This is a genomic window from Flavobacterium sp., assembly GCF_027484945.1.
Classification (GTDB): domain Bacteria; phylum Bacteroidota; class Bacteroidia; order Flavobacteriales; family Flavobacteriaceae; genus Flavobacterium.
The window spans coordinates 1-20,047 of sequence record NZ_JAIXRZ010000067.1; the positions used below are offsets into that span (position 1 = coordinate 1).

A 20,047-nucleotide genomic window follows, 5' to 3' on the forward strand; every position below is an offset into this window, starting at 1 on the left:
CTGTCAATCCAATATGTCTATGAACGTGTCTATTCTTTTTAGTAACTAACCTAACGCGGTTAGCGGGTGCAAAAGTAAAACTCTTTTTGAATCTAACAAATACTTTCGCAAGTTTTTTTTCGAAATATTTTTTACCCAAAAAAAACACCCCATCCCCATTTTTTAGGAGTGCAAATATAAAAACCTATTACCTCCTAATCCAAAAAGCATGTAAACTAAATAAAAAAAACGCCACATTTAACAAAGTAGCGTTACTCAATTCACTAAAAACCAATTACTTTTTTAAATCTTTAGCTAATTGCTCCCAATGGGCATTTAACGCATCAAAATCAATTGGAGTCGCAGGCTTTTGCTCAGCTAATCGCCCATCAACAAATGCCCTGTATAAAATGGTTTCAATCCAAAAATCTTCATTATCTGCAAAAGGCTGGTACGATTCCTTTAAATTAATATCAAACAAATAAGCAGTAGTATTCGACCAAAATGCTTTCCAACCGCTTTTGTATTCTTTTATAAGATCATAAGTTGTTGCGCCCGTTTGACGGTATATTAACTTAACCAAAATTTGACCTTGTTTTCGAGAAAGATTTTTCAAACGATCTTTAAACTCATTATTTAAGTAATCTTCTACAATTTTCATGTAGCGTTTCTTTTCTCGATGCGTTTTTAAATTTTCAATGTTCTTTTTGATAGTGGTTAGCTTTTCGGCCGTCAATTTTGCAAAAGGATACACTTTGTACACACGATATTGCAACAACTGGAACGCCTTTTTATCAGCGGCATTCATTTTGATTTTTGAAATCAGTACTTCATCCAAGACAATGGTATCCAAGGCAACCGAATCGATTTCAATTTCATTAGTATGAGGCACTTGCCCTACATTTTTATCCTGTTGCGCAATAGCGATTCCTGATACAAGAACCAAAAAAAATAACGATAGCTTTTTCATATTGTATAACGTATTGCAAAATTATAGTTTTCTCTATACAACTCTAATGCCAAATAATTAATTTAGCGAAAAAATTCGATATGGCAAAAAAATCAATCTTAACAAAAGCGTCGCTTCGCTTTTTGGAACAGTACTTAAACAACGCTTCACCTACTGGATATGAGTCAGAAGGACAAAAAATATGGATGGAATACCTAAACCCTTATGTAGATTCTTTTATAACAGACCATTATGGAACAGCAGTAGGAGTAATCAATCCAAACGCCCCTTACAAAGTAGTAATCGAAGGCCATTCTGACGAAATCTCATGGTATGTGAATTACATTACCGACAATGGCCTTATCTATGTGATTCGAAATGGTGGGTCTGATCATCAAATCGCCCCTTCTAAACGCGTAAATATCCATACTAAAAAAGGAATTGTAAAAGGTGTCTTTGGATGGCCTGCAATTCACACCCGTAACCGCGGAAAAGAAGAATCTGCAAATTTGCACAATATATTCATTGATGTAGGCTGTTCAACTAAAGACGAGGTAGAGCAATTGGGCATTCATGTTGGTTGTGTAATTACATATCCTGATGATTTTTTGATTTTAAATGAAAACAAATTTGTTTGTCGCGCACTTGATAATCGTATGGGTGGATTTATGATTGCTGAAGTGGCACGATTATTAAAAGAAACCAAAAAACAACTGCCTTTTGGCTTGTATATTGTCAATGCCGTTCAAGAAGAAGTTGGTTTACGTGGTGCCGAAATGATTACGCAAGCCATAAAGCCAAATATCGCTATTGTTACCGATGTTTGCCACGATACTTCAACCCCAATGATTGACAAAAAAATTGAAGGTGATTTACAATTGGGGAAAGGACCTGTTATTGCGTATGCACCTGCAGTTCAAAATAAATTACGCGATTTAATTACAGATACGGCTGAGGCAGAAAAAATTCCATTCCAACGCCATGCGACATCTCGTGTTACAGGAACCGACACTGATGCATTTGCCTATAGTAATGGCGGTGTGCCATCGGCGTTAATTTCGCTTCCGCTCCGTTATATGCATACTACGGTTGAAATGGTGCACCGGGATGATGTTGAACATGTAATCAAACTTATCTATGCAACATTGCTTCAACTGGAGGACAACCATAATTTCTCTTACTTTAACTAAAAAAAAGTCCCAAACTAAAACGTTTGGGACTTTTGTATAATTTTAAATTTACTTTATGTTTATCGTTGGGATAAAAATAAATTTACATTAGCAACTATTCGTTGTTCAAGATTTTGAATATCGGCTTTAACGAATGGTTTTCCGATGATTTTTTCGTAAAGTTCAATATACCGATCAGAAACAGTCGCTATGTATGCATCTGTCATTTCGGGGATCAATTGCCCCTCTTTTCCTTGGAATCCATTAGCAATCAACCATTGGCGAACAAACTCTTTTGACAGTTGTTTCTGAGCCTCTCCTCTTTGTTGCCGTTCTTCATAACCTTCAGCATAAAAATAACGCGACGAGTCAGGAGTGTGAATTTCATCAATTAAAACTATTGTTCCGTCTTTGGTTTTTCCAAATTCATACTTTGTATCAACCAAAATCAAACCGCGTGAGGCAGCAATTTCAGTTCCACGCTGAAATAATGCACGGGTATAGTGTTCTAAAACCAAATAATCTTCTTCAGAAACTAAACCATTTGCCAAAATTGCCTCCCTTGAAATATCTTCATCGTGTACCCCAAAATCGGCTTTGGTTGTTGGCGTAATTATGGGGGTTGGAAACCGATCATTTTCAATCATTCCTTCGGGCAAAGCCACGCCGCATAAAACCCGTTTTCCTGCAGCATATTCTCGAGCAGCATGACCTGATAAAAAGCCACGAATTACCATTTCAACTTTAAAAGGGGTACATAAATGACCAATGGCCACATTAGGATCGGGCGAAGCAATTAGCCAATTGGGAACAATATCTGCTGTCAAATGCATAAATTCTGTAGCGATTTGATTCAGAATTTGCCCTTTGTAGGGAATTCCTTTTGGCATGACTACATCAAAAGCCGAAAGACGATCGGTAGCAATCATTACTAACAAATCATCATTTATTGTGTAAACTTCGCGAACTTTTCCGCGGTAAACCGACTTTTGATTGGGAAACTCAAAGTGTGTTGAAGTAAGGGTGTGCATTGTTGTGTTGTTGTGTGGTGCAAAAGTACTTTTTAAAACGAAAAAATCAATTGCATTTTTCTAAATTTATTTCAAAAAAGAATTGAAAAATTTAAATGCCCGTATACAATATGTTCCTTTTTTAATCTTGATTTTCTATACGTTTGTAAGCATCAATTATTTTTTTCACTAAACGATGTCGCACAATATCTTTATCGTCTAAATACAGTATTCCTACTCCGTCTACATCTTTTAAGATAAGCAACGCTTCTTTGAGACCCGAAATCGTTCGTCTTGGCAAATCAACCTGACCAGGATCACCTGTAATGATAAACTTTGCATTTTTACCCATACGCGTTAAAAACATTTTCATTTGTGAATGGGTGGTGTTTTGTGCTTCATCGAGAATAACAAATGCGTTATCCAAGGTACGTCCCCGCATGAAGGCCAAGGGCGCAATTTGAATGATTCCTTTTAAAATATAATCTTCCAAAGTTTGCGGGGGTAACATATCACGCAAGGCATCATACAAAGGTTGCATGTAGGGATCCAATTTTTCCTTCATGTCACCGGGTAAAAAACCTAAATTTTCGCCTGCTTCGACAGCGGGACGGGTTAAAATAATTCGCTTTACTTGTTTTTCTTTTAAAGCTTTTACCGCAAGCGCTACTCCGGTGTAGGTTTTACCGGTACCTGCTGGCCCAACCGCAAAAACCATATCGTTCTTCATTACGGATTCAACCAATTTTTGCTGATTTGGAGTAATCGCTTTAATTAATTTACCGCCCAAACCATGCACCAAAATCTTGTCGTGATCGGGCATTCGTTGCTCATCAAACGTATTACTTTGAATGACACGGTCGATCACATTGTTATCAATATTATTGTAACGTGTAAAATGCACCATTAAACGATTAAAACGCGTTTCAAACTCATCCAGTTCTTCTTTCTCACCAAAAGCTTTAATTGTAGTACCCCGGGCAACAATTTTTAATTTAGGATAATACTTTTTAATGGTTTCCAAATGGGCATCTTGTGCACCCCAAAATTCTTTGGGCGCGATATCGTGAAGTTCAATAATTCTTTCGTTCAAAAGCAGTTGTATTTAGGATTAAAATTTCTATTATTTGATTAACTTTGCAATCATCTCAAATTTAAGAAACACCGCGGTTTGTTTCGAAATTAGTTATAAACAATTTTATGTCAATAATTACACTTACAACCGACTTCGGAATCAAGGATTACTTTGTGGGTGCATTGAAAGGCAGTTTGCTCTCCCAATACCCAGAAGCATTAATTGTTGATCTATCTCATGAGGTGAGTCCGTTTAACATTATGGAAGCCAGTTATATTGTAGGCTCTGCATATAAAAGCTTTCCAAAGGGTTCGGTACATATTATTGGCGTAGATGCTAGCCAAACGCCAAGTGTAAACCATCTCGCGGTTTTGTGGAACGGTCATTATTTTATTGCGGCAAATAACGGAGTGCTAAGTATGATTATGCAAAAATTTGTCCCCGAGAAAATAGTCGAAATCACTATACATGATCGCCTTCCTGAAGATGCTTCCGTTATGGATGTTTTTACTACAGTTGCCGTACATTTAGCAAAAGGTGGAAATTTGAGTGTGATCGGCAATCCCATAGCGACATTGCACGAAGTAACCGAATTGCAACCCGTAATTACAGAGGCAAACAATACGATCAAAGGGTATGTCATGTATATTGATCATTTTGGAAATGCGATTACGAATATTGATCGCAACTTATTTTTAGAAACCGCAAAGGGCCGCCCCTATGAATTGACGATTAAACGCGAAAAAGTTAAAACTATTTATGCCACTTATGCCGATATAGAACGTATCGACGCGATATCAGACCATGCAGGCAAAACACTGGCCATTTTTAATGAAGCTGGATATTTAGAAATTGGCGTTTATAAAAGTAATCCACATATTGGCACAGCCGCTACCCTACTCGGATTGCGCTACCGTGATTTTATTGTAATTGAATTTAAATCCTAATATGCTCATACGTATAGTTAAATTATCCTTTCACGAAGAAAATATTCCATTATTTATGGCCAATTTCGAATTAATGAAAGCGCATATCCGAAATGCTCCAGGCAATCGTTTGTTGGAATTGTACCAAGACAAAAACAATCCTTGTGTATTTTTTACTTACAGTTATTGGGATTCGGAATCGGATCTAGACAAGTACCGAAATTCGGCTTTATTTGACGAAATTTGGACCTTCACAAAAAAATTATTCAATGCAAAACCTGAAGCGTGGAGTGTTGATAAATTAGTAAGTTTGCAATAAATTCAAAAGTTGGCGTTTTCTTAATAAAAACCACCCTATCAATACATGAAATCAATACTCATTAGAGAGATAAAATCGTTCTTCGGCTCCCCAATTGGCTATTTGGTAATCGCCTTATTTTTACTACTCAACGGCCTTTTTTTATGGGTTTTTGAAGGAGAATTCAACATTCTCAACAGCGGATTTGCCGATATGACGCCATTTTTCACATTAGCGCCCTGGATTCTTATTTTTTTGGTACCTGCGGTTACCATGCGAAGTTTTTCGGATGAAAAAAAGCAAGGAACTATCGAGCTTTTAATGACCAAACCCTTGCGCTTGTGGCAAATTGTTAATGGAAAATTTTTAGGTGCTGTTGTTCTAATTGCACTAGCAATACTGCCCACATTAATTTATGTTTATGTTATTTCAAACTTAGGCATGAAGGACAGTCCGATTGACCTTGGAAGCACCTTAGGTTCATACTTTGGGCTCCTGTTTTTAATTGCCGGATATGCTTCAATAGGCGTTTTCTGTTCTACTTTATCCGAAAATCAAATCGTTGCCTTTATTGTAGCTGTTTTTATTTGCTTTTTGTTGTATTATGGGTTTGAAGGAGCCGGAGGTTTCTTTGATTCTGGAAGGGATTATCTGGCACGTTTAGGCATGGAGTACCATTTTAAAAGTATGGGTCGAGGTGTGATTGACACCCGAGACGTTTTGTATTTTCTTAGCGTTTCCTTTTTCTTTTTAATGCTCACTGTTCAACAACTTAAAGCGCTAAAATTCTAATGAAAAAGTCAACTATCTACACTACAGGAGCAACGCTTATTGCGCTGGTGATCATCAACATCATTGGAAATTTAGTCTTTAAACGGTTTGATTTAACAGCAGACCATCGCTATACGCTTTCAGAAACTTCAAAAAAAATAGTCGAACGTATTGAAACGCCTTTATATGTCGATGTTTTTTTAGAAGGAAGTTTTCCTGGTGAGTTTAAAAAATTACAAACCGAAACTCAGCAATTACTTGAAGAATTTAAAGCCCAAAATCCAAATATTGTCTTTCAATTTATCAATCCATTAGAAGAGGAAAGTACCCGAGACAAGACGATTCAACAGTTTTATGAACGCGGGATGATCCCGATCAACATCACGGTTAATGACAAAGGGAAACAAACCGAGGAACTTGTTTTTCCTTGGGCAGTAGTAACTTATGGAACGAAAAGCACTAAAATTCCACTATTAAAAAATATGATGGGGGTTTCTACGGCTCAAAAAGTAGAAAGTTCGGTACAACATTTGGAATATGCGTTTGCAAATGGTTTTACAACAGTAACGCAAATGCGCAAGAAAAAAATTGCGGTTATTAAAGGCAATGGCGAATTACATGAATTGCAAATTGGCGACTTTCTTCGCAATGTTAAAGAGAATTATTTTATCGGACCGTTTACCCTTGATTCGGTTGCAAGCAATCCAAATGCAACGCTAAAAGAGTTACAGAAATACGATTTAGCAATTATTGCCAAACCCACTGAAGCTTTTACCGACAGTGAAAAAGAAGTTTTGGATCAATTTATGGTTAATGGTGGGAAATCCTTATGGGTATTGGATCCTGTAACTATTGAGATGGATAGTCTGATGCAATCGGGAGAAGGTTTGGCAATTCCAAGAGACTTGAACTTGGATGATTTAATGTTCAAATATGGGGTGCGCTTTAAGTCGGATTTAGTCCAAGATGTACTGGCCTGCCCTATTACTTTAGCAACGGGACAACAAGGCAGTACAACGCAATACAATCAATATCCTTGGCTTTTTGCCCCAGCCGTTTATTCGGATTCAAATCATCCGATCGTTACGAATTTGGATATGATAAAGTTTGATTTCTGTTCGCCAATTGAAATCCTACAAAACGATATTAAAAAAACCATTTTACTGCATTCATCAAACTATTCTAAAGCCTTAGGAACGCCCCTTCCGGTTAATTTAAATAGTGTTGCAGACCGACCGGAACCCAAAGATTTTCCAAAAGGTTTTGGTACAATTCCATTGGCAGTATTGTTGGAAGGGAACTTTCATTCTGTTTATGAAAACCGAATTTTACCCTTTAAAGACGACACGTTCAAAGCAGTTGGTAAACCCGGTAAAATGATTGTGATTAGTGATGGTGATGTAGTGAAAAACCAACTGGATAAGGATTTTCAACCGTTGGAACTGGGGTATGACAAATGGACGGGAAAAATGTATGCCAATAAAGAATTTTTATTAAACTGTGTTAATTATTTATTGGATGATACCGGACTTATTAACATTCGTACGAAAGAAGTGCATTTAGCACTTTTGGATTCCAATAAAGTGAAAGAAAATTATACCCAATCGCAAATCATTACTGTTGCTATTCCTTTGTTTATTTTAGGATTATTTGGTTGGATATTCTCGGTTCTTCGCAAGCGTCAATATGCCCGTTAGTGTTAATAAAAAACTTTTTAAAATCGGGAGCATTCCGATATATTTGTAAAAAATAATAAAAGATGAAATTCATTGTATCGAGTTCGTATTTACTAAAACAACTTCAAGTGTTAGGTAGTGTAATCAACAGTAGCAATACCCTACCTATTTTAGATAATTTTCTTTTTGAATTAGATAAAAAAGTCTTAACCGTTTCCGCTTCAGATTTAGAAACAACGATGTCGGCTACTTTAGAAATAGAATCGACAAACAAAGGAAGTGTAGCTGTACCTGCAAAACTTTTGTTGGATATTCTTAAAACCTTTCCTGAACAGCCGTTAACATTTACCGTTGAAGAAAACAATACGATTGAAATTAGTTCCAATTCGGGAAAATATGCCATTGCATATGCTCCGGGTGATGAGTTTCCGAAATCGGTTCAATTGGAAGACCCTTCGTCAACCTTAGTCCCAGCTGAAGTTTTAGCTACGGCAATTAGTAAAACTATTTTTGCTGCAGGAAATGACGATTTACGTCCGGTTATGAGTGGTGTCTTTTTTCAATTTTCGCCAGAAGGGCTCATTTTTGTAGCTACTGATGCTCATAAATTAGTAAAATACGCCCGCACCGATGTAAAAGCATCGCAAGTGGCAGATTTTATTATGCCCAAAAAACCGTTAACTATTTTAAAAAATATTTTAGGTGCAACCGATACGGCTGTTACGATCGAGTATAATGATGCCAATGCTACTTTTTCTTTTGAAAACTATGTTTTAACCTGCCGTTTAATCGATGGAAAATATCCTAACTATGAAGCTGTAATTCCAAAAGAAAATCCGAATAAATTGATCATTGACCGTACTCAATTTTTCAATTCTGTTCGTCGTGTAGCCATTTTCTCTAACAAAACTACGCATCAAATTCGCTTAAAAATTGCGGGGGCTGAGTTGAATATTTCTGCAGAAGATATTGATTACAGCAATAAAGCAGAAGAACGATTGACTTGTGATTACCAGGGTGATGACATGCAAATTGGTTTCAACTCCCGTTTCTTGTCGGAAATGTTGACCAATTTACAATCGGACGAAATTCAATTGGAAATGTCAATGCCTAACCGTGCGGGAATCTTGACTCCAGTTGACGGTTTGGATGAAGGTGAATCGGTAACCATGTTGGTAATGCCTGTTATGTTAAACAACTAGTAAAACATCGTTTGAATGTATAGACCACTCCTATTATGAGTGGTTTTTTTTAAACAAATTTTAAAAACCAAAATATAAGGCGTTTCCGAAAACCTTTTAATCGAGTAGGACCAACCAATAAATAAACAAAAAAATGAAAAAACTTTTTACGCTACTGCTACTAGTAGGTTTAACTGCAACCGCACAAAAACTAGACAAATTTGGCGCTGATCTTGCTAAAAAATCCGTTATGGGTAAAGAAATCCGTGTTCCGTATACGGATTTAATCAGTTATTTTGGATACATCAAGCCGGGTTCGAAGCCGGACGAAGTTAAAGGCGGAAAAAAAATGTACTATTTGTATGTGTGGATTCCAATTGCTGCTCCAGAAATTGGTGTTCGTATGATTTCTCCAGCTCCAGAAAGTGTAAAACCAAGCGATAAAGATTATGTTGCTGCAGATTTTACAGCAAATGCTGAGCGTACAAGTTTCTTTGACACATGGGTAACTCTAGAGCGCGCTGATGGAATCTTCAAAATCGAAGATGTTGCTGCAAAAGCTAAAACAGCTAAATGGACAACTTTAGATACGAATGATGATTCTGGGGAGATGCCAGCACAACCTTCGGGAAGCAAATACAATTCATTAATGCGTATTACTAGTGATCCAAGCAATCCAGCTAAATCATTGATTGTTGGCTTGTACCGTATTGGATTCACTACCTACAAAACCGGTGAAGTTCAAGGTAGTTTCTTAGCACAGTTAGGAGCTCCTGTTAGTCTTCCAGGTGTGGCTGTTGCTACAAAACCTGAGGATTTAGTAGCCGCTGCAAAAAAGAAATAATATACTTATTACAACTAAAAAAGCCGCTTATAAGCGGCTTTTTTTATTCATGCATAGCCAAAATCGGAATAGACGCATGGTTTGCCATTTTTTCGGTAAACGACTCAGTAATCAGTTGCACAAAAAAATTATGTTTATTGGTCATCATCGCCATAATATCGATCGACTCCCGCTTAATAAAATCGGAAATCGTATCCTCGACCGCCTCACTTGGGATAATATGAAATGAAACCGGCTCTTTTCGAAAATGATCGATCCAATCCTCGTAGGTTGCCGTGGTGTTTTCGGTGTCATGGGGTTCTACATAAATGCATTTCACCTTTGCATTCAAATGTTTAGCAAAATCAATAACGTGTTGCAGTGCGGGTTTATCTTTTTCGCGAAAACGAGTGGTAAAGCCAACGGTTTGTATTCCGTCAAAATGAGCAGCAACGGGAATGCTAAGCACAGGGACTTGCAAATTAAGAATTGCATCGGCCGTATTACTGCCCGTAAAATATTCTTTCCAACCACTTGCACCCGATGTTCCCATGACTACAAAATCGGCTTTTTCATTGGCAATAAGTGTTTTTAAATTAAACAATAAATCACCATCCATAATTACGGGTGTTAACCGAACATGTTCGGCATGATGTTGATCGGCAATGGCGTGAATAGAAGGCATGGTGTTTTTAAATTGATCAAAATTGGCCCATTCTAAAGAATCAAACAGTACTTGATAATTTTGGGGTGCCATTTGATGTTCTATAATCGGCAACTCATAGGTGTGCACCAACAATAGTTCTGCTTCAAACGTTTTTGCTAATTCCAAAGCGTAGACCAAGGCATTTTGGGCCACTTCTGAAAAATCGGTCGGCAATACAATCTTTTTCATTCCAAATCGCTGTTTAAAATTTTATTTTTTAAAGGTAATCCCGATCCGTGAAAAAAAACCTGATACATATCATACTATTCAAGAAATTTGAAGAGTACTCTAATTGAAGAACAGTAAATGTATAATCTTCAAATTAACCCATTGTCTCATTGACTAATTGGCTCATCGCCTCATTGTCTCATTGTCTCATCGTCTCATTGACTAATTGACCCATTAACTCTAAAACGTTGAACTTTCCTATATTTGCAAAAAAAACATGCACCACGATACTATTGTTGCACTTGCCACACCTTCGGGAGCGGGAGCCGTTGCTATTATCCGTATCTCAGGGAAAGATGCGCTAGCCATTGCCCATCAAATTTTTATTTCGGTAAAAGGGAAAGATTTACGGCAACAAAAAACGCATACGATTCATTTAGGGTCTATAGTAGATGATACCAAAGTAATCGATCAAGTTCTGGTCGCTGTTTTCAAAAATCCCAATTCGTATACCGGTGAAGATGTTGTCGAAATATCCTGTCACGGTTCGACCTTTATCCAACAACAAATCATTCAACTCCTCTTGCGCAAAGGCTGCCGGATGGCGCAAGCGGGCGAATTTACCTTACGTGCTTTTTTAAATGGAAAATTAGACTTATCGCAAGCCGAAGCGGTGGCCGATTTGATTGCTTCAGATAATGAAGCTTCACATCAAATTGCAATGCAACAAATGCGCGGCGGTTTTAGTGCTGAGATTCATCACCTGCGGGAAGAGTTATTAAACTTTGCCTCGTTGATCGAACTCGAACTGGATTTTGCTGAAGAGGATGTCGAATTTGCCGATCGCAGTCAGTTTACCGATTTACTGCAACGAATCGAATTGGTACTCAAGCGCTTGATTGATTCGTTTGCGGTTGGAAATGTGATTAAAAATGGGATTCCGGTGGCTATCGTAGGCGAACCAAATGTTGGAAAATCGACATTACTGAATGCATTGTTAAATGAAGAACGCGCCATAGTATCTGACATTGCCGGAACCACCCGAGATACTATCGAAGACGAGATCTCTATAGACGGAATTGGTTTTCGATTTATTGATACCGCTGGAATACGCGACACACAGGATGTTGTGGAGACCATTGGTATTCAGAAAACCTATGAAAAAATAGCACAAGCCCAAATCGTTTTGTATTTGTTTGAAAGTTTGATGTTTCAAGATTTGGACAAAAACTACCGCGTTGCTATTGAGCAAATGATACACAACTATCCCCAAAAACAGTTCATCGTTGTAATTAACAAAATCGACTTGATAGCCGAAACACAAATTGCCGCAATTCGGGAACAATTGGAGGGCTTACCCATTCAATTACTGCTTTTATCGGCTAAAAATAAAAAGGGGGTACACGACTTGAAAAACCAGTTGTTTTCGCTTATTAATACCGGTGCGTTGCGCAATAACGAAACCATAATCACCAACAGCCGGCATTATGATGCCTTACACAAAGCCCTTGAAGCCATCCAAAAAGTGAGCTGGGGAATGCAAACGCAGGTTCCTTCTGACCTAGTTGCAATTGATATCCGTGAAGCGCTGTATTTTTTTGGTGCGATTACGGGCGAAGTGACTAATGACGAATTATTAGGGAATATTTTTGCAAATTTTTGTATCGGGAAGTAACTCGTTTCTAATATCCTATCAAAAAATCGGTAATACACCTCACTTACAGTATTACTTTATTTGTTAAACCCACACTTACATTTTAATGCTAAGTCCTGCTGGATTTAATGCTTTATAAGCAGTTTACAATACTGAATACCTTCTGGTGCGTTAATTTCAACTTGATACATACCCGTGGCTAGTGTGTCGATTGCTACACTTTCGTGGGGTTGGATGGTGGTTTGCAACACGACAGCGCCCAAAAGATTACTAATTTTTATCGATGCCGTTTGCGCTATACCCTTTATATACAAAACCTCCGAAGCCGGATTGGGATAGACCCCTACTTTTGGATGTTCATTTTGTACATTTTGCAAGGCAAACGACCACGCTTGTCCGTATTGCGATCCAAAAATATAGTTGGCCAATTGGGGATAGTCGATAAAGGGGTTACGGTTGTTTTGCCAAGTGTAAATGTAATTATTACGGTGCATTTCAAAATCATCAGCCGGATCGACTTGGTTCCAGTTCAATAACGACGTTAAATCGCCCATTTGCCCTATTGTGGTATCTACCGGATTACCTTCAACCAATGTCAGGCCATTGTATCGAACCGCCATATAGAATAACGCACGTGCCACATCCCCTCTCCAACTGCCCAAGTTTCCGCTGGGTCCATTATAATCTGATCCATAATCCCGGTTGCTTCGTGAAGTGTTTTCTGAACCGTCTTCTGCCCGGATATGATGGGCATCGGCATGTCCCGCAATGATATCATCGGGTCCGGTAGGTGCCCATATTGCAATACCATCCGCAAAAGGAGACGTTGCATCGGCAAATCCACCCCGCGATTGAGGCCAAATATGTTCGCGGTTCCACACGCCCACATTACTACTACCCAACTGATAGTCGAGCTTAGAACGGGGACTCTCCACATACATCATCCATACTTGACTACCGTTTAATGGATTGCGATCGGCTTCTTTTAAAATATCTACAATATCGCCATAATTATGCGCATGGACTACCGATGTGTTGGCAATAATATCTTGAAGTGCTTGTTTAAGTGCAGACCCCGAAAGCCCCTCCAAATTAGCATAATAACCATTAGGTGTTGTAGGCGAAACCAATCCGTAGGTCGGATTTAATGGAGTTCCCCATGGTGAAACTACATAATCATTATCCTGAACACGAACAAGGATATTGTTGTTATTTAAAACATAACCATTGGGAACTGTATTGACTTTTATTAATGCCTCTTCATCACCTTCATCTGCGGTATCCTCAACCAATAGGATATTAGTAAAAGTTGAACTTGAACCTACCGGAATCGAAATTGTTTGGTTACCACTATAATCCAATAAGGTAAACGCACCATTAACCAACGTAAAATTGAGTAACAAATTGGTTCCTGTAACTGGCGTATTGGTAGTAAAAGTAACTGCCATTGTTTGTCCTTCGGTAGCCGGACTCGGTGCAACCGTAATGGTTATTCCATTGAGCACCACGCCGCTTCCATCGTTATTTACACCCGGTGTTGGGGTAGTCACGGAATAGGTACCATCATTATTTCGTTGAATGGACTGATTGGCAGCATTTTGCGTTTGGTTTTCGTTGCTACAAACGATCAAAACCAAAGCCGTCATAATTGTGGTTGGAGCCGTGGTTGCGGCATTAGAATAGGCAAACGCATGCACTAGCCCAGCAGAAGTTGCGGCAGTATTTAATGGAAAATCTGTCGCATTTGCTTGATATATGGCTACTACATCGGGACCGTTTTGAATTGAAGCATTAGGAATTATGTAGGCAGGCGCCGGAGTTACTTGAGCATTCCCAAGTAGTAGTAAACCATTGATATCGGTAGTCATACCGTCTAAATCAATCGCTAAATAACTTGCGTTAAGTGTGCCCGATCCACCATTAAAAAACACCAAACAATACCCATCCAAAGGCATGTTGGGAGTTACCGATTTTAATTCAACAAACTCTTTTACATCGGTACTTGGAGTATCGGCATCGAGTTCGTTAATTACAAGTTGGGCATGCACTAATGAACCCCACAAAAAGGCGGCAATAGCTATAATTCGATACGTCATTTTCGTTAATTCTAAAACAAAGATACGCGTAAAAACGGTAAACTGCAGCAAAATAAACTTTTCGAGAAGTATCCCTAAAAAAATATGGCGTATTTTTGACAAAAATCATACAATGAAACTATTTCAAAAAATAGCCCTTTGCCTCGTATTAACAATGTTTTTATTTGCTTGTAATACATCCGATACATTTACAATAGAAGGATCGGTTTCTTCCCAACGTAATGGATCGAAAATATATCTTCGGCATGAAAATGAGGAAGGTGAAATTACTACAATTGACTCAACCGAAGTTGAAAATGGAACCTTTACATTTGAAGGCGATGCAAGCGAGTTGGATATGTATTACATCACAGCAAAAGGGAGTAATTCGGGCTTAAGTTTTATCGCAGAACCCGGAACAATAAAAGTGCATATAGCCAATTCTCCAACCGAATCGACAACGGTTGGTGGCACACCCAATAACGATCAACTCCAACAATTCAACACGACCTATTTGGCTTTTGAGAATTGTGTATTTCAATACCAATCACAAAACAAAGCAAAATATCAAAAAGCGGTAAAAGAAAAGGACACAGCAACGGTAAATGCATTAATGAATAAAGCATTTGCATTGAACAAAAAGAAATTGGATTATGTGCTCGCTTTCCCCTCTAAAAATCCGAAAAGTTTTATATCCATTTTGGTTTTACAACAACGTGTATTTAGCGGAGACACTGCGATTCAATCGATAAAAAAGGACTTTAACCGTATTGATTCCAAACTCAAAACAACAAAAATTGGAGAAGCAATTCAATCCCGAATCAAAATGTTGGAATCCTCAAAGAGCGCCGCTAGCAATTCAACTCCGGTAGCAATTGGCCAATCCGCTCCCAATTTTACAGCCAATGACCCCGAAGGAAAAACAGTGGAATTAAATAAAGTTTTAGGTAAAAAAGTGACCGTAATTGATTTTTGGGCTTCTTGGTGCAATCCGTGCCGTCGTGAAAATCCAAACCTGGTTAAAATGTATGCTGAATTCCAAAGTAAAGGTTTAAATATCGTAGGCGTTTCGTTGGATGAAGATCGAAGTGCCTGGAAAAAAGCAATCCAAAAAGACGGGATCACATGGACCCAATTATCAAATTTAAAAGGGTGGAAAGACCCCATTGCACTTCAATATCAAGTGGAGGAAATTCCGTGTACCTATGTATTGGATCGCCAAGGCAATGTTGTGGCAAAAGGACTTACGGGCGAAGGATTACGTAAAAAAATACAAGAACTTTTAAACCCATAATTTTCCTTTGTGTTGTAAGTCAAATGATTAGTTTTTTTTATCTATTTTTTCATTAAATTGATTTGTAAAGCGCAAAAGTGTTTCTATATTTGCTACCGCTAGAAGCGTTGGGGAGATACTCAAGCGGCCAACGAGGGCAGACTGTAAATCTGCTGGTTACACCTTCGCAGGTTCGAATCCTGCTCTCCCCACAATGTTATAAATAGGGAAAAACCACAAGTGCGCTTGATGGTTTTTTTGTTTTTTATATATTATGTTAGGGCTCACAACATTGAGGATGATAAAGTAATGCTGATTTTTCGACGAATAAATTTGCTAATTTTTTGTTAGTTCAAATTTTTCATCAATATTAAGTTCACAATATAATTAATCAATTTCTGGGTATTCACAAAAATTATAATATACCACTTGTGTGTTATCTATAACATGAGTTAATGTAATTTCATCCAAAACGCCTCTTTTTGAGTTGTGAGTATAGTTGTAATAGGTTTTTCTGTTGGATTTTTCGAAATGAAACATTCTAAATAATGCACTGAATCCCATCACATCTAATCCCGAAAATGGTTTTTCTTTAGTTAATCCTATTCCTTGGAGTACTTGTCTACATCCATTGGCCAATACTTCTAAGTCTTCATCATCAAAATCTAATGGAGGTTGAGAAAAAGCATCATTTTTTCTGTATTTTTCTGGACCGATTTTCAAATAACTCCATGCCTTTGAGAAAATATATGGAAAACGATTTTCATCCACCCGTTCTTCTTCCGCTTCGGAAAAATTATGAATTACCTCATTTAAAGCTTCTAATTGATTTTTCATAACGTGCTATTTTATAGTATTTTAACGCTAATTTAATTATTAAGTTTATTTATTTGGTAAATTACACATAAATAAATGAATATAAGAAGCCATCGATTTAAGTTAAATAATTGATCCGATTTATTCAAAATGATTATATAATAAATTACTGTTTTTAAATGATTAAATAGGGAAACAAATAAAATACAACAATTCAATATTAGAAAATTTAATCATTACTTAATATTTCGATTAGGATGAAATTAAAATAATTTAAAATGGACTAAATCAATTTTCATCCTTAAGTTCGTTTTTTCAATATCCTAGATTTAATCCTGTTAAACTACCTAAAATCACTACTGAATTATAACGAAATTTTAACCACCATTCAAGAGCACATCGGGAATTTTACGTAAATTTGAATCCCTTTACAAAACAGATTTCCATGAATTTACAAAATTATTTGCGCTTAGTAATTTTAACACTTATTCTATCAATAAGTCCAACGGCACTAAGTCAATGTTTTGAAATTGAAAGTATCTTGGTCGATGCTTGTTCACCAACCAATCCCTCAAACGAAGAAGGATTTAACGAAATGGTGCGCTTCAAAGTGGGCCCAACTGCTTTAAACACAGCTAATTTGTCGGTTAATTGGCCCAACAATCTATGGGGCGGAATTGTACAAAATGCTACTACCGCAGCGAAAGTAGCCCAATTAAACGCTAGTATTGTTAATGCTGGAAATTGTGGTCAAATTCTAGAACCCATCGGAGGTGTGCTACCTGCTAACGCTACAGTGCTTCTCGTAACAAGTCAAAATGTGAATGTGACATTCAATTCATTTGCAAATTTAACCACCACCGTTTACATGATTTTCCAAAATAACACAACCAATTTTGGTAGTCACTTTGCCAATTACAATACGGTTCCCGGCCTGCGAACATTAACGCTAACGTTTGGTGGATCGTGTACAGATTCTGTAAGTTATGAACGAAGTTTGTTGGTAAATACGCAAGGTGGATATGGTGGGGCCCTTGCCGATCAAGATGGAGCAACCGTAAACTTTACTCCTACCGGAATTCCAACTTATACAAATTCAGGTTGCTTAGCTCCTGTTCAACCGTTTACCGTAAATGCAGGGCTAACGCAAACTGCTTGTCGGGGTTCAGTTATCTCTTTATCTGGAAATGCTGAAGGCTATCAATCGATTCAATGGAGTGCTCCATCGGGAACATTTAGCTCAACGACAATTTTAAATCCCACTTATACGCTTCCAACTACCGGCAGTAATGTTGTTTTAACCCTAACAGCTACGAATATTTGTGGACTATCGATAAACGCGACAGTAACCATAAATTTCACTACAGTACCTACTCCAACTGTCACTTCCCCGGTTAATTATTGTCAAAATGCAGTAGCAACTCCATTAAATGCTGCACCTTCTGTTGGAGGGACATTAAATTGGTACGGTACAAATGCCACGGGAGGAACAGCCTCATCTTTAGCTCCCACTCCTTCAACTAGTACTTTGGGCACTTTCACCTATTATGTTAGTCAGACAATTGCAGGGTGTGAAAGCACTCGGGTACCCATAACCGTGGTGATTGCCAATACGGGTCCGTCATTAAATTTATTTTGTGACTTTGCAAGCCCAAATACTACTCCAACTTCATTGAATTTTGGTTTTAGTAACGTTGGACAAACGAATTTCACGTACACCTATACAATTGCGGGAGGTACGCCTGTTACTGGAACATGGGTAGCTCCATCAAACTTCACTGTAACGGGATTAACTCCGGGAACCTCGGTAACGTTTACGATTCAAGCCAATGGTGTTTCATGCGTTGCACCGATGACCGTTACTTGCAATACCACATGTGCAACCATAGTGACTCCCGATTTTCCTTCAAGTTATAGTATTTGTCAAAACAGCACTGCCCCTCTTTTAGCAACCACTTCACCCAATGGTATTTCTGGTACATGGTCGCCCTCTGTTGTAAGTAATACAACTTCGGGCTCCTATGTGTTTACTCCAGATTCGATTCTATTTCCTTGTGCTAACCCACAAACGATCAGTGTTACCATTAATCCGTTGATAACTCCACTTTTTACCCCTATTGGTCCAATATGTTCAGGAACATCATTTAATTTACCAACAACATCCACTAATGGTATACAGGGTACATGGTCACCTGCACCTAATTTTACAACAACGACAACCTACACTTTTACTCCTATCAACAGTTCATGTGCAAATTCAACAACCACAATGACTGTTGTAGTTAATCCTTTCATTACTCCTACATTTTCACAAGGCAATTTAACCATTTGTCAAAACACCGTAATTACCCAACCTATTTTACCAACCACCTCAAATAATGGGATTTCAGGCACTTGGTCTCCTGCATCGATTAACCCAGCACTTTTAGGCACTACAACTTATACCTTCACTCCTGTTTCTGGAGCATGTGCAGTAACTACTTCATTCACCGTTACGGTTAATGCACCTGTGAATCCAACATTTACTCCGGTTGCAGCGGTTTGTGCTGGCACAGCAATCCCTCCACTTCCACTTACTTCATTAAATGGAATTAATGGAACCTGGTCTCCAGCCATAAACAATACTACCACTACTACCTACACTTTTACGCCTTTAGGAACCGAATGTGCAAATACAACAACACTAACCATTCCTATCACTCCAAAAGTCACCCCCACTTTTAATACAATAGCACCACTATGTATCGGAACAACTGCAAATCCACTTCCTTCTGTTGCAACCAATGGAATTACAGGCACTTGGTCACCGGCTTTTAATAACACATCAACGACTTCGTACACTTTTACACCAACTTCAGGGCAATGTGCCAATAACACCCAGTTGACTGTAACCATTACACCTTTAATTACTCCTGTATTTACACCAATAGCTCCGATTTGTGTTAATACTCCTTTTCCAACTTTACCCACAACTTCAACCAATGGAATTACAGGCACTTGGTCGCCAGCTCCTAATAATACAGCAACAACAACATATACGTTTACACCTACAATTAATCAATGCGCAGCAACGCAAACAATGACCGTTAGTGTAATTAACAATTCTATTGTACCTAGCTTTTCTATTAGTTCTACACAATGTCCCGGATTAACATCTCCATTACCGTCTACTTCATTAAATGGTATAAGCGGAGTTTGGTCGCCAACTTACACTCCCAATTCGAGTAATACTTATACGTTTACTCCTTCCTCGGGTCAATGCGCAGCTAGTGTAACACAATCGATAACCATAGTTCCTGCTCCCCCAGCCACATCCCCCACACCATATATTGTTTGCGACGATAACAACGATGGTGTTGCGTGTACCTTTGTTTTAGGGACAAAGATTCCGGAGATTACAACCGATCCTAGCGTTCAGGTTTCGTTCCATTTGACCTTAACCGATGCGCAAACCAGTTCTAATCCTATTGCTTCCAATGTTCCTTTCTGTAATAATGA

Annotated in this window: 15 protein-coding genes, 1 tRNA gene and 1 pseudogene; 11 read left to right on the forward strand and 6 right to left on the reverse strand. The window is 38.1% G+C overall.

The window, feature by feature from the left end; all coding sequences use genetic code 11:
• Positions 1 to 274 precede the first annotated feature (274 nt).
• Positions 275 to 949: a DUF4294 domain-containing protein gene (locus Q0039_RS09640; RefSeq protein ID WP_297512113.1), complete on the reverse strand. Its 675-nt coding sequence runs from the start codon at positions 947 to 949 to the stop codon at positions 275 to 277.
• A gap of 80 nt (positions 950 to 1,029) precedes the next feature.
• Between Q0039_RS09640 and Q0039_RS09645 the strand changes: the two genes are divergently transcribed.
• Positions 1,030 to 2,118, forward strand: a complete 1,089-nt coding sequence (locus Q0039_RS09645) for a M42 family metallopeptidase (protein ID WP_297512116.1) — start codon at positions 1,030 to 1,032, stop codon at positions 2,116 to 2,118.
• A gap of 59 nt (positions 2,119 to 2,177) precedes the next feature.
• Here Q0039_RS09645 and Q0039_RS09650 read toward each other — a convergent pair whose 3' ends face one another.
• Both Q0039_RS09650 and Q0039_RS09655 read right to left on the reverse strand, forming a co-directional pair.
• Positions 2,178 to 3,128 carry a phosphoribosylaminoimidazolesuccinocarboxamide synthase gene (locus tag Q0039_RS09650; RefSeq protein WP_297512119.1) on the reverse strand — a complete coding sequence of 317 codons (951 nt, stop codon included), beginning with the start codon at positions 3,126 to 3,128 and terminating at the stop codon, positions 2,178 to 2,180.
• 121 nt (positions 3,129 to 3,249) lie between these two features.
• Entirely contained in the window at positions 3,250 to 4,200 is a 951-nt protein-coding gene (locus tag Q0039_RS09655) for a PhoH family protein (protein ID WP_297512122.1), read from the reverse strand.
• Positions 4,201 to 4,307: 107 nt separating this feature from the next.
• Between Q0039_RS09655 and Q0039_RS09660 the strand changes: the two genes are divergently transcribed.
• From Q0039_RS09660 to Q0039_RS09685, 6 genes are all read left to right on the forward strand, one after another.
• Positions 4,308 to 5,129 carry an SAM-dependent chlorinase/fluorinase gene (locus Q0039_RS09660; protein ID WP_297512125.1) on the forward strand — a complete coding sequence of 274 codons (822 nt, stop codon included), beginning with the start codon at positions 4,308 to 4,310 and terminating at the stop codon, positions 5,127 to 5,129.
• Between the two features lies 1 nt (position 5,130).
• Positions 5,131 to 5,427: an antibiotic biosynthesis monooxygenase family protein gene (locus Q0039_RS09665; RefSeq protein ID WP_297512128.1), complete on the forward strand. Its 297-nt coding sequence runs from the start codon at positions 5,131 to 5,133 to the stop codon at positions 5,425 to 5,427.
• A gap of 45 nt (positions 5,428 to 5,472) precedes the next feature.
• The gene (gldF, locus tag Q0039_RS09670; protein ID WP_297512131.1) at positions 5,473 to 6,198 is read left to right on the forward strand and encodes a gliding motility-associated ABC transporter permease subunit GldF; all 726 of its coding nucleotides are present in this window, start codon (positions 5,473 to 5,475) and stop codon (positions 6,196 to 6,198) included.
• Complete coding sequence (gene gldG, locus Q0039_RS09675) at positions 6,198 to 7,874, forward strand: gliding motility-associated ABC transporter substrate-binding protein GldG (protein ID WP_297512133.1); 1,677 nt, start codon at positions 6,198 to 6,200, stop codon at positions 7,872 to 7,874. Before gldF ends, gldG begins: the two co-directional genes overlap by 1 nt.
• A gap of 62 nt (positions 7,875 to 7,936) precedes the next feature.
• Positions 7,937 to 9,055, forward strand: a complete 1,119-nt coding sequence (dnaN, locus tag Q0039_RS09680; protein ID WP_297512136.1) for a DNA polymerase III subunit beta — start codon at positions 7,937 to 7,939, stop codon at positions 9,053 to 9,055.
• Between the two features lie 133 nt (positions 9,056 to 9,188).
• Positions 9,189 to 9,878, forward strand: coding sequence for a Lipl32 family lipoprotein (locus Q0039_RS09685; protein ID WP_297512139.1), 690 nt, complete (start codon positions 9,189 to 9,191; stop codon positions 9,876 to 9,878).
• Positions 9,879 to 9,921: 43 nt separating this feature from the next.
• Here Q0039_RS09685 and Q0039_RS09690 read toward each other — a convergent pair whose 3' ends face one another.
• On the reverse strand, positions 9,922 to 10,752 hold the full coding sequence (locus Q0039_RS09690) for a universal stress protein (protein ID WP_297512142.1): 831 nt from the start codon (positions 10,750 to 10,752) through the stop codon (positions 9,922 to 9,924).
• A 256-nt stretch (positions 10,753 to 11,008) separates the two neighbouring features.
• On the opposite strand from Q0039_RS09690, the gene mnmE reads away from it, so the two are divergent.
• Positions 11,009 to 12,406 (forward strand): tRNA uridine-5-carboxymethylaminomethyl(34) synthesis GTPase MnmE, encoded by a 1,398-nt coding sequence (gene mnmE, locus Q0039_RS09695; RefSeq protein WP_297512145.1) that lies wholly within the window; start codon positions 11,009 to 11,011, stop codon positions 12,404 to 12,406.
• 104 nt (positions 12,407 to 12,510) lie between these two features.
• On the opposite strand, the gene Q0039_RS09700 is transcribed toward mnmE, so the two are convergent.
• Positions 12,511 to 14,481, reverse strand: a complete 1,971-nt coding sequence (locus Q0039_RS09700; RefSeq protein ID WP_297512148.1) for an endonuclease — start codon at positions 14,479 to 14,481, stop codon at positions 12,511 to 12,513.
• Between the two features lie 112 nt (positions 14,482 to 14,593).
• Here Q0039_RS09700 and Q0039_RS09705 point away from each other — a divergent pair, with 112 nt between their 5' ends.
• Positions 14,594 to 15,754 carry a TlpA disulfide reductase family protein gene (locus Q0039_RS09705; RefSeq protein WP_297512151.1) on the forward strand — a complete coding sequence of 387 codons (1,161 nt, stop codon included), beginning with the start codon at positions 14,594 to 14,596 and terminating at the stop codon, positions 15,752 to 15,754.
• A 109-nt stretch (positions 15,755 to 15,863) separates the two neighbouring features.
• A tRNA-Tyr gene (locus Q0039_RS09710) sits at positions 15,864 to 15,945 on the forward strand.
• 175 nt (positions 15,946 to 16,120) lie between these two features.
• Here the strand turns inward: Q0039_RS09710 and Q0039_RS09715 are convergent.
• A complete protein-coding gene (locus Q0039_RS09715; protein WP_297512154.1) occupies positions 16,121 to 16,570 on the reverse strand; it encodes a hypothetical protein in 450 nt (149 codons plus the stop codon).
• Between the two features lie 424 nt (positions 16,571 to 16,994).
• Here Q0039_RS09715 and Q0039_RS09720 point away from each other — a divergent pair.
• Positions 16,995 to 20,047: pseudogene (locus Q0039_RS09720) on the forward strand (hypothetical protein); the annotation flags it as partial.

Coding starts and splice junctions, on each gene's coding strand:
- mnmE (WP_297512145.1), top strand. CDS start 11,009: ATGCACCACGATACTATTGTTGCACTTGCCACACCTTCGGGAGCGGGA.
- Q0039_RS09640 (WP_297512113.1), bottom strand. CDS start 949: ATGAAAAAGCTATCGTTATTTTTTTTGGTTCTTGTATCAGGAATCGCT.
- Q0039_RS09650 (WP_297512119.1), bottom strand. CDS start 3,128: ATGCACACCCTTACTTCAACACACTTTGAGTTTCCCAATCAAAAGTCG.
- Q0039_RS09700 (WP_297512148.1), bottom strand. CDS start 14,481: ATGACGTATCGAATTATAGCTATTGCCGCCTTTTTGTGGGGTTCATTA.
- Q0039_RS09715 (WP_297512154.1), bottom strand. CDS start 16,570: ATGAAAAATCAATTAGAAGCTTTAAATGAGGTAATTCATAATTTTTCC.
- Q0039_RS09690 (WP_297512142.1), bottom strand. CDS start 10,752: ATGAAAAAGATTGTATTGCCGACCGATTTTTCAGAAGTGGCCCAAAAT.
- Q0039_RS09705 (WP_297512151.1), top strand. CDS start 14,594: ATGAAACTATTTCAAAAAATAGCCCTTTGCCTCGTATTAACAATGTTT.
- dnaN (WP_297512136.1), top strand. CDS start 7,937: ATGAAATTCATTGTATCGAGTTCGTATTTACTAAAACAACTTCAAGTG.
- gldG (WP_297512133.1), top strand. CDS start 6,198: ATGAAAAAGTCAACTATCTACACTACAGGAGCAACGCTTATTGCGCTG.
- Q0039_RS09660 (WP_297512125.1), top strand. CDS start 4,308: ATGTCAATAATTACACTTACAACCGACTTCGGAATCAAGGATTACTTT.
- Q0039_RS09685 (WP_297512139.1), top strand. CDS start 9,189: ATGAAAAAACTTTTTACGCTACTGCTACTAGTAGGTTTAACTGCAACC.
- Q0039_RS09645 (WP_297512116.1), top strand. CDS start 1,030: ATGGCAAAAAAATCAATCTTAACAAAAGCGTCGCTTCGCTTTTTGGAA.
- Q0039_RS09665 (WP_297512128.1), top strand. CDS start 5,131: ATGCTCATACGTATAGTTAAATTATCCTTTCACGAAGAAAATATTCCA.
- gldF (WP_297512131.1), top strand. CDS start 5,473: ATGAAATCAATACTCATTAGAGAGATAAAATCGTTCTTCGGCTCCCCA.